The 13098-nt window shown below is 64.9% G+C and carries 13 protein-coding genes; 4 read left to right on the plus strand and 9 right to left on the minus strand.

The genetic code is table 11. From position 1 onward, the window contains the following. Positions 1-13: 13 nt before the first annotated feature. Both GL300_RS17080 and GL300_RS17085 read right to left on the minus strand, forming a co-directional pair. Complete coding sequence (locus GL300_RS17080; protein WP_155040869.1) at positions 14-1198, minus strand: ABC transporter substrate-binding protein; 1185 nt, start codon at positions 1196-1198, stop codon at positions 14-16. 132 nt (positions 1199-1330) lie between these two features. Continuing rightward, positions 1331-2338 (minus strand): GlxA family transcriptional regulator, encoded by a 1008-nt coding sequence (locus GL300_RS17085; protein ID WP_155040921.1) that lies wholly within the window; start codon positions 2336-2338, stop codon positions 1331-1333. A 117-nt stretch (positions 2339-2455) separates the two neighbouring features. On the opposite strand from GL300_RS17085, the gene GL300_RS17090 reads away from it, so the two are divergent. Continuing rightward, complete coding sequence (locus GL300_RS17090; protein ID WP_155040870.1) at positions 2456-3856, plus strand: class II 3-deoxy-7-phosphoheptulonate synthase; 1401 nt, start codon at positions 2456-2458, stop codon at positions 3854-3856. Between the two features lie 47 nt (positions 3857-3903). Here the strand turns inward: GL300_RS17090 and GL300_RS17095 are convergent, their stop codons facing one another. Next, entirely contained in the window at positions 3904-4671 is a 768-nt protein-coding gene (locus GL300_RS17095) for a PAS domain-containing protein (protein WP_155040871.1), read from the minus strand. 205 nt (positions 4672-4876) lie between these two features. On the opposite strand from GL300_RS17095, the gene gmk reads away from it, so the two are divergent. From gmk to GL300_RS17110, 3 genes are read left to right on the plus strand one after another with little or no spacing between them, the layout of a single operon-like run. Then, on the plus strand, positions 4877-5509 hold the full coding sequence (gene gmk, locus GL300_RS17100) for a guanylate kinase (RefSeq protein ID WP_155040872.1): 633 nt from the start codon (positions 4877-4879) through the stop codon (positions 5507-5509). Next, entirely contained in the window at positions 5506-6033 is a 528-nt protein-coding gene (locus tag GL300_RS17105) for a gamma carbonic anhydrase family protein (protein WP_155040873.1), read from the plus strand. The genes gmk and GL300_RS17105 overlap by 4 nt, the downstream gene beginning before the upstream one ends. Beyond that, positions 6030-7082 (plus strand): ATP-binding protein, encoded by a 1053-nt coding sequence (locus GL300_RS17110; protein WP_155040874.1) that lies wholly within the window; start codon positions 6030-6032, stop codon positions 7080-7082. The genes GL300_RS17105 and GL300_RS17110 overlap by 4 nt, the downstream gene beginning before the upstream one ends. An 80-nt stretch (positions 7083-7162) precedes the next feature. Here the strand turns inward: GL300_RS17110 and purF are convergent, their stop codons facing one another. The 6 genes from purF to GL300_RS17140 all read right to left on the minus strand — a co-directional run bounded on the left by purF (position 7163) and on the right by GL300_RS17140 (position 13045). Further along, positions 7163-8665 (minus strand): amidophosphoribosyltransferase, encoded by a 1503-nt coding sequence (gene purF / locus GL300_RS17115; RefSeq protein WP_155040922.1) that lies wholly within the window; start codon positions 8663-8665, stop codon positions 7163-7165. 140 nt (positions 8666-8805) lie between these two features. Further along, the gene (locus tag GL300_RS17120) at positions 8806-9435 is read right to left on the minus strand and encodes a CvpA family protein (RefSeq protein ID WP_155040875.1); all 630 of its coding nucleotides are present in this window, start codon (positions 9433-9435) and stop codon (positions 8806-8808) included. A 42-nt stretch (positions 9436-9477) separates the two neighbouring features. Continuing rightward, on the minus strand, positions 9478-10842 hold the full coding sequence (radA, locus tag GL300_RS17125; RefSeq protein ID WP_155040876.1) for a DNA repair protein RadA: 1365 nt from the start codon (positions 10840-10842) through the stop codon (positions 9478-9480). 102 nt (positions 10843-10944) lie between these two features. Continuing rightward, positions 10945-12129: a UbiH/UbiF family hydroxylase gene (locus GL300_RS17130; protein ID WP_155040877.1), complete on the minus strand. Its 1185-nt coding sequence runs from the start codon at positions 12127-12129 to the stop codon at positions 10945-10947. A 4-nt stretch (positions 12130-12133) separates the two neighbouring features. Beyond that, entirely contained in the window at positions 12134-12334 is a 201-nt protein-coding gene (locus GL300_RS17135) for a hypothetical protein (RefSeq protein WP_155040878.1), read from the minus strand. A gap of 24 nt (positions 12335-12358) precedes the next feature. Next, positions 12359-13045, minus strand: a complete 687-nt coding sequence (locus GL300_RS17140; protein ID WP_155040879.1) for a pyrimidine 5'-nucleotidase — start codon at positions 13043-13045, stop codon at positions 12359-12361. Positions 13046-13098: the final 53 nt, after the last annotated feature.

Raw genomic sequence — 13098 nt, forward strand, 5'->3', positions numbered from 1 at the left:
CTTGTGAGGTCGATCAGCGGAACCCGATGACGTTCAGCTTGCCGCCCTTGAAATCGACTTCGCGGTAGACACCGGCGCTTTCGCCCGGCTCGACCAGTTCAACCGAGGTCGCGCCGACATAATCGACATCTTGCCCTGCGGCAATCAGTTCCAGCGCCTTGGCCAGTTCGCCCGGATAGATCTTTTCGCCCGGAGCGTTGGCGACTTCCATCACCTTGTCCTTGTAGACCTTGGCGTCGGACGACTTGGCGGCCTGCATGGCCAGCATGATCAGCGCAGCCGAGTCGTAGGATTCTCCGGCATAAGCCGAGGTGCCGTCAAAGCCGCCAGCCTTGGCCAGTTCCGCGAACTTGTCATGGCCTTCGCCCTCGGCCGAGGGGTTCTGGCCGAACGAGGTTTCCAGCGCGGTGCCGAATTTCTCGACCAGCGAGTTGTTGACCATGCCGTCGGGAAGCACGAAGGTCGAGAAGGCGCCGGTATCCAGCGAACCCTGGATCACGCCCGCGCCGCCTTGGTCGGCATAGCCCGCAACGACCAGCGCGTCGCCGCCGGCAGCAGCCAGCGCCGCGACTTCGGCCGAATAGTCGGCCTTGCCGTCGTCATGCGCCGCGGTGATGGTCACGGCACCGCCTTTGGCTTTGTAGGAATTGGCGAAGCTGTCGGCCAGGCCCTTGCCGTAGTCGTTGTTCGTGTAGGTGATGGCGACCGATTTGATGCCTTTTTCCAGCACGATGTCGGCCATGACTTCACCCTGACGCGCATCCGAAGGTGCGGTGCGGAAGAAGAAGCCCTTGTCGTCGATGGTCGACAGCGCCGGCGAGGTGGCCGAGGGCGAGATCATCACGACGCCGTTCGGCACGCCGACTTTTTCCAGCGAGGCGATGGTTTCGCCCGAGCACATGCCGCCCATCACGCCCTTGACGCCTTCGGCGCTGACCAGACGTTCAACCGCTGCGACCGAGGCTGCCGCGTCAACGCAGGTGTTGTCGGCGACGACCGGAACGATCTTCGAGCCGTCCAGCAGCTTGCCGCTGTCCGAAACCTCTTTCATGGCCAGTTCGGCGCCCTTCTGCATCGCGGGCGAGATGGATTCCAGCGGGCCGGTCAGGCCCAGCGAAATCCCCAGCTTGATGTCTTCGGCGCCCGCGGCGCCCGCGAACATGGCACCGGCGACGCTGGCCAGAAGCAGTTTTTTCATTGTCAGTCTCCCTGAGCGAACTTTTGTTCTGTTGGGCAAGCTATAAGCCCCAAAGCGAAAAGAAAAGTGCGCAAAGGCGGCAGATTGGCGGTCTAAACGGACGAATTGCCGCGAAATCGGGACAGGAAATGCCTAAATTGCATTCAGCGCGGGGGTGTCGCGCAACCGATAGGGAGAACTCCCGAAACTGGCGCGGTAGCATTTGGAAAAATGCCCGACCGAGGCAAAGCCGCAGGCCAGTGCGACCTCGATCACGCTGAGTTCGGTCTGGGTCAGCAGGTTGCGCGCGCGCTCCAGCCGGATGTCCATGTAATAGCGCTTGGGCGAGCGGCCCAGATAGCGCGCGAACAGTCGCTCCAGCTGGCGGGGCGACATGTCGGCATCCAGTGCAAGGCGGGCGGGACTGATCGGGTCCTCGATATTGGCCTCCATCCGGGCCAGAACCTGCGCAAGACGCGGGTGACGCGCCCCGATCCGGGTCGGAATCGACAGGCGCTGGTGGTCGCCCTCGGATCGGATCGAGGTATGGATCAACTGGTCAGCCACGCGACCGGCCAGTTCATTGCCGTGATCGCGGGCGATCTGGCGCAGCATCAGGTCGATGGCCGCCGTTCCCCCGGCGGCAGTCAGGCGGCTGCCATCCTCGACAAAGACGGTGCGGATCAGGCTGACATCGGGGAATTCCTCGGCGAATCCGTCCTGATTTTCCCAATGGATGGTGGCGCGGCGACCGTCGAGCAGCCCGGCTTCGGCCAGCACCCATGCGCCGGTACATAGCGCCCCCATCCGTGCGCCGCGCCGTGCCTCTCGTCTTAGCCAGCCAAGCACCGGACGGGTCGCTGCGCGGCCGATGTCGATGCCGCCGCAGACCAGAATCGTGTCCTCTCGGCGGGTGTCGGACAAGCCGCCATCCAGCATGACCCGCGTTCCGTTAGAGCAGATGGCGAAATCTCCGCCTTCGCCGACCACCCGCCATTCATAAAGGTTCTGCCCGGAAATGCGGTTTGCCAGCCGCAACGGTTCCACCGCAGCGGCAAAGGACATCATCGTAAAGCGTTCGACCAGCAGGAAATAATAGCGCCGGGCGCGTGGCTGGGCGGGGGCAGGGGGCGGCGTAATGGCTGGATCTGTGTCTGGCATGATGCGCGGCATGGATTTCCAGCGCAGATCAGCAGCCATCTTGGCGGCGTGCAAGGCTTTTCAGCGCTGTCATGACGCACTATACCCCCAATGACCTTTTGTCAGGAGGACAGGATCATGGCACCGCAGAAAACCGCTACCGCAACCCAAACCTGGGACAAGCGTGGCTGGCGCGCCTATCCGCGCATCCAGATGCCTGACTATCCCGACCAAGCCGCTCTGAACGCCGTCGAGGCGCAGCTTGCGAAATTTCCCCCGCTGGTTTTTGCGGGCGAGGCGCGACGACTGAAGGCCTCGCTGGCGGAAGTCGCGGCGGGACGCTCGTTCCTGCTGCAGGGCGGCGATTGCGCCGAAAGCTTCTCGGAATTCTCGGCCGACAACATCCGCGACACCTTCAAGGTGATGCTGCAGATGGCGATCGTGCTGACCTGGGGCGCGCAACTGCCCGTGGTCAAGGTTGGCCGCATGGCTGGCCAGTTCGCCAAGCCGCGTTCGACCGCGACCGAAACCATCGGCGCGCACGAGCTGCCCAGCTACCGCGGCGACATCATCAATGGCTTCGATTTCACCCCCGAAGCCCGCATTCCCGATCCGCAGCGGATGCTGGCGGCATACACGCAGGCTGCGGCCAGCCTGAACCTGCTGCGCGCCTTCTCGACCGGTGGCTATGCCGATATCCACCGCGTGCAAAGCTGGATCAGCGATTTCACCGGCGGCGAGGAAGCCGCGCGCTACCGTGACATCGCCGACCGCATTAGCGACGCGATGGCCTTCATGGCGGCGGCGGGCGTGACCTCGGCCACGGCGCATGGCCTTGGCACGGTCGATTTCTACACCAGCCATGAAGCCCTGCTGCTGGAATACGAAGAGGCGCTGGCCCGGATCGACTCGACCACGGGCCTGCCGGTCGCGGGCTCGGGCCACATGATCTGGATCGGCGATCGCACCCGCCAGATCGACGGCGCCCATGTCGAGTTTGCGCGCGGCGTGCAGAACCCGATCGGGCTGAAATGTGGGCCGTCGATCTCGGACAGCGACCTGAAAACGCTGATCTGGAAGTTGAACCCGGAAAACGAGCCGGGCCGCCTGACCCTGATCGCGCGCTTCGGTGCGGGTTTGGTCGGCGACCACCTGCCGCGCCTGATCAAGGCGGTGCAGGCCGAAGGTGCGAACGTCGTCTGGTCCTGCGACCCGATGCACGGCAACACGATCAAATCGGCCTCGGGCTACAAGACCCGGCCCTTCGAATCGGTGCTGCGCGAGGTGCGCGAGTTCTTCGCTGTCCACCGCGACGAGGGCACGATCCCCGGCGGCGTGCATTTCGAGATGACCGGCAAGGACGTGACCGAATGCACCGGCGGCGTCCGCGCGGTCACCGATGAGGACCTGTCGGACCGCTACCACACCGCCTGCGACCCGCGCCTGAACGCCAGCCAGTCGCTGGAACTGGCCTTCCTTGTGGCCGAGGAGTTGCGCCGCCGCCGTGTGGCCGGCGCACAGCAGGCCAAGGCCAGTTGATCCGAACGAAATTGATGGAAAGGGCGGCGATGATTTCGCCGCCCTTTTCACATCAGCTTGTCGGTCTTAGGCGATCCGGGATCGTTGGTGACCAGCCGGAACCGGGCGCGGCGTTCCTCGGGCGTGGTCGGGTCGGGCACGGGTCTGGCCGTCTCGGCGCGCCAGCTTGCCGGGCTTTCGGCAAATCCGGTGATCGAGGCCGAAGGCTCGATGATATGCGCGCCGGGAATGACCGGGAAAAGCGCCTCTCCGGCCAGATCGAAGCGGCGCGGGGTCTGGCCAATCTCGCCCTCGCTGACAAGGCAGCCCAGGGCGCGCGTCACATCGCCCAGATCCGAGCGCAGCGGCAGCAGCAGCAGCGATCCGGCCAGCTTGGGTCGCCCGTAGCTTGCCGGGGCCTCCAGCCTGATCCGGGCGATCTGCGGGCCGCGAAACACGGTTTCGAGCACATCCGACAGCCGCCCCCGCGATCCGGTATCAAACAGCGCGCAAAGCGGCATGCCCCGCACCTCCATCCCCATCAGGTCGATCAGGTGACGCCCGGCAAGGCGGAAGCGCGCGGCACCCGGCGCGATGCGCTCAAGGATGAAGGCGTAGTCAAGTGTGCGGCGGATGGCACGCGGCTCGACCTCGGCGCGGGCAGGGATGGCGCGGCCATTGCGCAGGCTGTCCCAGTAGCTGCGCAACTCATGCAGGATGTGCTCTGGCTGTGCTGTTCCGTGATCGGACAGGTGAAGCAGTTTACCCTCGTGCGGGGCGTCAAGCCCACGCACGGCATCGTCGCGGTCGTCCAAGGGACCGTGATCATCCGACATGCATATCACCCAAAAACCGAACGGAACTCGTAACACACTACGCGGCCAACTCTAGCAAGCCGCACCCCATTGCGCCGAGTGAATTATTTAGAATTGGTTAAAATCCGGGCGACGCCGGGGCGGGGGTTGACCCCGCCCCCCGCGCTGCGTCATTCAGGCCGCGCATTTCGTCTGTCCGGCCAACAATAAAAAGGAAATCGGGACCATGGATCGTAGCGGGCTTCTGATCATCCTGTCCTCGCCCTCGGGTGCGGGGAAATCGACACTGGCGCGGCGGCTGATGGAATGGGACCCGACGTTGCGCTTTTCCGTCTCGGCCACGACGCGCAAGCCGCGCCCCGGCGAGGTCGAGGGCGACCACTATTATTTCCGCGAACCCGGGGAGTTCCGCGCCATGGTCGCGGCGGGCAACATGCTGGAACATGCCGAGGTCTTCGGCAATCTCTATGGCACCCCACGCGAACCCGTCGAAGAGGCGATGCGCGCCGGTCGTGACACGCTGTTCGATGTCGACTGGCAGGGCGGGCAGCAGATCCGCGCCTCGGCGCTGGGAAATCACGTCATCTCGATCTTCGTGCTGCCGCCCAGCCTTGCCGAGCTGGAACGCCGTCTGATCTCGCGCGGGCAGGATGCCCCGGAGGTGATTGCCGGGCGCATGCAGAAAAGCCGCGACGAGATCAGCCATTGGGCCGAATACGATTATGTCATCGTCAACGAGGACATTGACCAAAGCGCCGAGGCGCTCAAGACCATCCTGACGGCCGAGCGGCTGCGCCGCGCCCGTCAGACTGGCCTTGGGCCGTTCGTGCGCGGCCTGATGGAGGAGGAAGGCAGATGATCTGGGATCTGGACGGGGTTTCGCCGCAACTGGCCGATGACGCATGGGTCGCCCCCGATGCGCAATTGATCGGCAAGGTCGTGCTGGAGGAGGGCGCCAGCGTCTGGTTCGGCGCCGTCCTGCGCGGGGATAACGAAGAAATCCGCGTCGGTCGCAATTCCAACGTGCAGGAACTGACCGTCTGCCACACCGATATCGGCCATCCGCTGACCATCGGCGCGGATTGCACCATCGGCCACCGCGCCATCCTGCATGGCTGCACCATCGGGGACGGCGTGCTGATCGGTATGGGCGCGATCATCCTGAACGGTGCAAAGATCGGCGCAGGCTCGCTGATCGGCGCCGGGGCGCTGGTGACCGAAGGCAAAGAGATCCCGCCCGGATCGTTGGTCATGGGATCGCCGGGCAAGGTCGTGCGCGAGCTGGATGATGAGGCGCGGGAAAGGCTGCTCAAATCGGCCGAAGGCTACCGCGCCAATGCCGCGCGCTTCCGCGCTGGCATGACGCCTGCGGAGGGCAGATGAGCCCGGACCTGCTTGCGCAACTTCTGGCGGCGGTGCCGGTGCCGATGGCGGTGGTCGGTGCCGATTCCCGGCTGATCGGTGGCAATGACGCGATGGAGGCGCTGCTGGGTCCGGTTCCCTCGGGCCGTCCTTTCGTCACCCTGCTGCGCCATCCCGAGGTGAATGCCGCCTTGGATTCGGTGTTGGCGGGCAGTCCGCGCGCCCGGCTGAACGCCACCATGCAGACCCGCAACGGAAAGGTCATGTGCGAAGTCACGGTGACGCCCATGGACCTGACCAAGGGCCGCGCCGCAGGCATCACCATCGAGGACCGCTCGCGCGATGAGGAAACCGGCCAGATGCGTCGGGATTTCGTCGCCAATGTCAGCCATGAACTGCGTACGCCGCTGACCGCGCTGATGGGCTTCATCGAGACGCTGCGCGGCCCCGCTCGCAACGATCCGGCGGCTCAGGAACGTTTCCTGGACATCATGGGCCGCGAGGCCGGGCGGATGAACCGGCTGATCGGCGAGTTGCTGTCGCTGAGCCGGGTCGAGCAGGACGAGCGTCGCCGCCCGGTCGAAAGCGTCGATCTGGCCGCGCTGCTGCGTTCGGTGGTGACGACCCTGTCGCCCTCGGCTACGGCGGCGGGGGTGCGGATTGAAGCGGAGGTGGGTGACGGGCAGGTTACGCTGCCCGGCGATGCGGATCAGCTGGTGCAGGTGTTTCACAACCTGATCGAGAATGCGGTGAAATATGGCGGCAGCGGCGGTGTCGTTCGCGTGCAATTGGAACGCCTGGAGCATGAGCCGGTGCTGCGCGGCCCGGCATGGACGGTCACTGTCGAGGATGAGGGCGAGGGGATCGAGGCATTGCATCTGCCGCGTCTGACCGAACGCTTCTACCGGGTCGACGCGCATCGCTCGCGCGAGCAGGGGGGCACGGGGCTGGGTCTTGCCATCGTCAAGCATATCGTCAACCGCCATCGCGGCCGGATGAAGATCGAAAGCACGCGCGGCAAGGGCAGCCGATTCATGGTGATCCTGCCCGAAAGCGCCGGTCGGGCCTGAGGTTCGGGTCATGACGGAAAAAGAAAGGGCGGGGGCATCGAGCCCCCGCCCTTTCTGGTTCGGCTGTGCCGAACCGGGTCCTATTCTGCGGCGTGGCCGGTAATGGCAGCGCCCGCGGTTTCGGAATTGGCCTTCATGCGGAAGCCGCGTTCCAGTTGGTCGAAGGGTGCGACCGGATAGTCGCCCGAGAAGCAGGCATCGCAATATTGCGGGCTGCCGGTGTTGCGGCCCTGAGCCTCGCCCACGGCGCGATAGAGACCGTCGAGCGACACGAAGGCGAGGCTGTCCACCCCGATCCATTCGCGCATCTCTTCCTCGGACATGTTCGCGGCCAGCAGCTTTTCGCGGTCGGGCGTGTCGACGCCGTAGAAGCAGGGCCAAGCGGTCGGCGGGCTGGCGATCCGGAAATGCACCTCGGCCGCGCCGGCATCAAGGATCATGTCCTTGATCTTGCGCGAGGTAGTGCCGCGCACCACCGAGTCGTCGACCAGCACCACGCGCTTACCGGCGACCAGCGCGCGGTTCACGTTCAGCTTCAGGCGCACGCCCATGTTGCGGATCTGCTCGGTCGGTTCGATGAAGGTCCGGCCCATATATTGGTTGCGGATGATGCCCATGCCAAAGGGAATACCGCTTTCATGCGCGAAACCGATCGCCGCGGGGGTGCCGCTGTCGGGAACCGCGCAGACCAGATCGGCTTCGACCGGAGCTTCGCGGGCCAGTTCCACGCCGATCTGGCGGCGGGTCTCATAGACCGAGCGGCCCTTGATGATCGAATCCGGGCGCGAGAAATAGACGTGCTCAAAGATGCAGAAACGACCGGTCGAGGGACCGAAGGGGCGCGAGCTTTCGATCTCGCCCTTCGAGATCACCACCATCTCGCCCGGGTCGATCTCGCGGATGAACTCGGCACCGATGATGTCGAGCGCACAGGTTTCCGAGGACAGGACATAGCCCTCGTCGCCGACCTTGCCCAGAACCAGCGGGCGCACGCCCAGAGGGTCGCGGACGCCGATCAGCTTGGTGCGGGTCATGGCGATGACGCTGAACGCGCCTTCGACGCGGCGTAGCGCGTCCTTCATCCGCTCGGGGATGTTGCGCTGGATCGAACGCGCCATCAGGTGGATGATGCATTCGGAGTCCGAGCTGGACTGGAAGATCGAGCCGCGCTCGATCAGTTCCTTGCGCAGCGCCATGGCGTTGGTGATGTTGCCGTTATGGGCGACGGCACAGCCGCCCATCGAAAAATCACCAAAGAAGGGCTGTACGTCGCGGATCGCGGTCGCGGCCTTGGTTCCTGCGGTCGAGTAGCGGACATGGCCGATGGCAAGCGACCCCGGCAGGGTTTCCATCAGGCTTTGTTTCGTGAAATTATCGCGCACGTAGCCGAAACGGTGGGCACTGTTGAAGCCCTGTTCCGCGTCATGCGAGATGATGCCGCCAGCTTCCTGCCCGCGATGCTGCAAGGCATGCAGGCCGAGGGCGACGAAGTTGGCCGCATCCGCGACACCGATTACGCCAAAGACGCCGCATTCTTCATGCAAGCGGTCGTAATCGAAGGGATGGGCAAGAAATGGCTGCATCATCACCGGCTCATGGGGCTAGGGGAGGGGTATCTGGCGTGAGTGCCGCTAACATAGGGACTCGCGCGGGTGAAGTCACGCCCCGCCGGACCGGCAGGGCGCATTTTATGTCACGAGGCGGTTATATTCGCCGGGTTGTCTCAATTCGCCGGGGCGGTGCCCTCGGTGGGGGTCGCGGCGGGTGCGGGCGTCTGGGTGTTCTGGTCGACGGCTTCGGTGCTCATGCAGCCACGGACCAGTTGCTCATAGCGCGAGACGACCCATTCCGGCGCATTATGCGGGATTTGTTCGTCCATCTGGCCGGTCATGCGCTCAAAAACCTGGGCCGAGCGCGAGTTGTCGACGACGGGCAGGTCCTGTTCGGACATGACCCGGTCGTAGACGATGAAGGCGATAGCCACCAGCAGGATGCCGCGCGCGACACCGAACAGGAACCCCATGCCTTGGTCGATACCGCCAAGAGCCGAGCGTTGCACCACCGAGGAGAACAGCGGCGTGATGATCGAGAACAGCACCAGCGCCAGGGCAAAGACCGCGGCGAAACCGGCGATGGTCGACAGCTCGCAGCTATCGGAAAGGAATTTGTTCAGTCCGGGGATCTGGGCGATCATCGGCCGCGCCGCGGGCGCAAAGATGAAGGCCAGCACCGCCGCGCCGATCCAACCGAGGATGGCGAGCGATTCGCGCACGAAGCCCCGTGCATAGGCAAGGATCGCCGAGAGGATGATCACGGCCGCCACGATGCCGTCGATGATGGTGAAACCGTCCATGTCACGCCCTTTTGCGGGTAGCCCCGCGATTGAGTGGCAAGCTCATCCGGCCCCGAATGTCTCGCCCACAAATTTTGTCAGATCCGGGACACGGTCCAGCCGCATCCCGCCCATGCCCTCGACCTTGGTGGAAGTAGGCAGGATTGCTCGTGAAAAACCAAGTTTTTGTGCTTCTTTCAACCTGTTTTCGGTCTGCGCGACTGGTCTTAGCGCGCCAGACAGGCTGATTTCGCCGAAAACCACGGCCTCGGGGGGCAGGGCGATATCCTCGCGCGCGCTTAGAAGCGCCGCAGCGATGGCCAGATCCGCCGCCGGTTCGTTGACGCGCATCCCCCCGGCAACATTGAGAAAAACGTCCAATCCTGCGAAAGGGATGCCGCAACGCGCCTCAAGCACCGCAAGGATGGTCGAGACCCGGCCCGAGTCCAGTCCGACGACGGTTCGTCGCGGACTGGCCAGTGTCGAAGGTGCAACAAGGGCCTGAACTTCTGTCAGGACCGGGCGTGTGCCCTCGATGCCCGCATAAACGGCCGATCCGGCGCTGGGTTGACCGCGTTCCGACAGGAACAGCGCCGAGGGGTTCGCAACCTCGGACAAGCCGCCGCCGGTCATTTCGAAGACGCCGATTTCGTCGGCCGGGCCGAAGCGGTTCTTATGGGCGCGCAGGATGCGGAACTGGTGGCCGCGCTCGCCCTCGAAATACAGCACCGTGTCGACCATGTGCTCAACGACGCGGGGGCCGGCGATCTGGCCTTCTTTGGTGACATGGCCGACCAGCACGACCGATGTGCCGCGCTTCTTGGCGAAGGTGGTCAGTTCATGCGCGGTGGCGCGGACCTGAGAGACCGAGCCCGGTGCGGCCTCGATCTGATCGGACCAGAGCGTCTGGATCGAGTCGATAATGGCGACATCGGGACGCTCGGCGTCGAGCGTGGTCAGGATGTCGCGCAGCGCGGTTTCCGCGCCAAGTCGCACCGGCGCATCGCCAAGGCCAAGGCGTTGGGCGCGCAGGCGGACTTGTGCGCTGGCTTCCTCGCCCGAGATATAGATCGCCTGCTGACCCGACCGCGCAAAGGCGGCAGCGGCCTGCAAGAGCAGGGTGGATTTCCCGATTCCCGGATCACCGCCGACAAGGATGGCCGAGCCCGGAACCAGCCCGCCGCCCAACACGCGGTCGAATTCGGCGATGCCGGAATTGGCGCGGGTTGGGGGGGCTTCCTGTGTGGCGAGGCCGGAAAGCGGGATCGGCTTGCCCTTGAGCGTGCCAAGGCCGCGACCGGGCCCCTGCGAGAGCGGGGCTTCCTCGATGATCGTGTTCCATTCGCCGCAGGCTTCGCAGCGACCGGACCATTTCTTGTGGCTGGCACCGCAGGCGGTGCAGGTGAAAGCGGTGATAGGTCTTGCCATTTGTTCTGAATGGCAGATTGCGCGCGGACGCGCCACTGGGAAGCGTGGTTCACGGTGGCGCGGTCGCGGGGGGTATTTGAAAAACGAAGAAAGCCTGCGTTTCTAGCTGACACCAAGGCCGGCGCGCATCAGAACTCGGCGGACCGGGGCCACCGCATAGAGGCTGCCGAGGGCTGCCGCCCGCAGGTCGCGCAAGGGCCGGGCAGAGATCATGCTGGTCCGGTTCAGTGCGTCGATACCGATCAGGCGGGCCAATGCCTCGGGGCGGCGGCGGCGGTTATAGGCGTCAAGCGAGGCGCGGCTGCCGGGACTGCCCGATGACAGCTCGATCAGGGCTGCGAGATCGGCGAGGCTCATGTTCAGGCCCTGCGCGCCGATCGGCGGGACGACATGGGCGGCCTCGGCGATCAGGGCGGTGCGGGGGCCAGTGAAGTTGTCGGAGATCTGACTGATGATCGGCCATTCGGTCAGGCGGGTGGCCTGGGTCAGATGGCCCAGAACGCCTGCCGAGCGGCGGTTCAGTTCTGCGGAAAACTCCTCGGGCGGAAGGGCGCGCAGGCGGGCGGTTTCGGGGCCGCGCTCCATCCAGACCACCGCCGAGGAGGGCTTGCCGTTGCGGTCGGGCAGGGGAACCAGCGTGAAGGGGCCGCCCGAGCGGTGGATCTCGGTCGAGATATTGTCATGGGGGCGGTCATGGGTGACGGCGAAGGCCAGGGCCTTTTGCCCATAGCGCAGGGTGCGCGTGCCGATTCCCAGCGCCTGACGCACCGGCGAATTGCGTCCGTCGGCACCGATGACCAGATCGGCCCGCAGGCGCGTACCGTCCGTCAACGTGACCAGCGCTTCATTTTCGCGCGCGATCAGGCCAGCGGTTCCGGTGCCGGGCAGAAAGCGGACATTCTGCAGCGTGGCCAGCCGGGCCGAGATCTCGCGTTTCAGCAGCCAGTTCGGCAGATTCCACCCAAAGGGCTGGTCCGAAATTTCAGCCGCGTCGAAATCGCGGGTCAGGCGGGCTTGCGACAGCTTTCCGCCCGCGTCGATGATGCGCATGACCTGCAAGGGCGTCGCATGCGGGGCAAGGCGTTCCCACAGCCCGGCGGCGGATAGGACCGCGATCGACGGATGCAGGAATGCCGTGCTGCGCAGGTCCGAGCCTTCGGTCGCCTCATCGGTGATGGGCGGGGCGGGGTCAACGCAAGTGACCTGATGCCCGGCGCTGCCAAAGGCTGCCGCTGCGATCAACCCGGCAATGCCGCCGCCCGAAACGAGGATCTCGGTCCGTTCCATCAGTTCAGAAGCCTGCCGCATAGGCGATGAGCACGCCAAAGACCGTGACCGTTCCGGCAAGCCCGATCATGGCAAGCGCGGGCAGGCCCCAGATCGCGGTCGTGACAACGGCGAAAACGACCAGAGCCAGCGCGAACATCAGCAGCTTGGCTGCGGTCCGGGCTTCCTGACGGGCTTCAATGGGATCAACGTGTGTGGCGGCCATGACGCGTCTCCTGTTCGGGTTCGCTTAATTCTGTCCCTGACGCCGCGTTTCGGCAAGGGAGCGCAGGAAGGCGGTCAGGTCCATGGTGTGGTGCTGGACGTGCGCGCCGTGGTCATGGGCGGGTGCAAACTGGTCGGGACCGCTGCGGCCTTTGCCGACCAGAACCGTGCGCATGCCCAGTAAATGCGGGGTTTCAAGGTTGCGGGGCTCGTCCTCGAACATAGCCGCGGTGGCAGGGTCGAAACCCGATGCCTGCATCACTGCGGCATAAGCGCGCGGGTCGGGTTTGGGCAGGAAGCCGGTGGTGTCGATGCCGTGGACCTCATCGAATACGGTCAGGCCTCGGCCCTCCAGCACGCGGGCGGCGTATTCGGTGTCGCCATTGGTATGCACGATCTTGCGCCCCGGCAGGTCCGAGATCAGCGCGGCAAGATCGGGGTCCGGCGTCAGATGCGAGAAGTCGATGTCATGGACCTCGCGCAGATAGGGCATCGGGTCGATCGCATGTTCGGCCATCAGCCCGGACAGCGTCGTGCCATGCTCGCGCCAGTAATGGTCGCGCAGGCGGCTGGCCTCGGCCTCGGGGACGCGCAACTCGCGCATGACATAGGTGGTCATGCGACGCTCGATCTGATCGAAAAGCCGCATCTCGGGCGCGTAAAGCGTGTTGTCCAGATCGAAGATCCAGGTGGTCACATGATGAAAATCCATATGCGCTGCCTAAGCCCGCAGCAGGGCGCTTGCAATCCCGCGCGCGAAACAGG

Source organism: Paracoccus litorisediminis, assembly GCF_009711205.1.
Taxonomy (GTDB): Bacteria; Pseudomonadota; Alphaproteobacteria; order Rhodobacterales; family Rhodobacteraceae; genus Paracoccus; species Paracoccus litorisediminis.

Excerpts from the sequence above, each read along its gene's own strand:
- GL300_RS17080 (WP_155040869.1), bottom strand. The coding sequence starts at position 1,198 with ATGAAAAAACTGCTTCTGGCCAGCGTCGCCGGTGCCATGTTCGCGGGC.
- GL300_RS17085 (WP_155040921.1), bottom strand. The coding sequence starts at position 2,338 with ATGCCAGACACAGATCCAGCCATTACGCCGCCCCCTGCCCCCGCCCAG.
- GL300_RS17090 (WP_155040870.1), top strand. The coding sequence starts at position 2,456 with ATGGCACCGCAGAAAACCGCTACCGCAACCCAAACCTGGGACAAGCGT.
- GL300_RS17095 (WP_155040871.1), bottom strand. The coding sequence starts at position 4,671 with ATGTCGGATGATCACGGTCCCTTGGACGACCGCGACGATGCCGTGCGT.
- gmk (WP_155040872.1), top strand. The coding sequence starts at position 4,877 with ATGGATCGTAGCGGGCTTCTGATCATCCTGTCCTCGCCCTCGGGTGCG.
- GL300_RS17105 (WP_155040873.1), top strand. The coding sequence starts at position 5,506 with ATGATCTGGGATCTGGACGGGGTTTCGCCGCAACTGGCCGATGACGCA.
- GL300_RS17110 (WP_155040874.1), top strand. The coding sequence starts at position 6,030 with ATGAGCCCGGACCTGCTTGCGCAACTTCTGGCGGCGGTGCCGGTGCCG.
- purF (WP_155040922.1), bottom strand. The coding sequence starts at position 8,665 with ATGCAGCCATTTCTTGCCCATCCCTTCGATTACGACCGCTTGCATGAA.
- GL300_RS17120 (WP_155040875.1), bottom strand. The coding sequence starts at position 9,435 with ATGGACGGTTTCACCATCATCGACGGCATCGTGGCGGCCGTGATCATC.
- radA (WP_155040876.1), bottom strand. The coding sequence starts at position 10,842 with ATGGCAAGACCTATCACCGCTTTCACCTGCACCGCCTGCGGTGCCAGC.
- GL300_RS17130 (WP_155040877.1), bottom strand. The coding sequence starts at position 12,129 with ATGGAACGGACCGAGATCCTCGTTTCGGGCGGCGGCATTGCCGGGTTG.
- GL300_RS17135 (WP_155040878.1), bottom strand. The coding sequence starts at position 12,334 with ATGGCCGCCACACACGTTGATCCCATTGAAGCCCGTCAGGAAGCCCGG.
- GL300_RS17140 (WP_155040879.1), bottom strand. The coding sequence starts at position 13,045 with ATGGATTTTCATCATGTGACCACCTGGATCTTCGATCTGGACAACACG.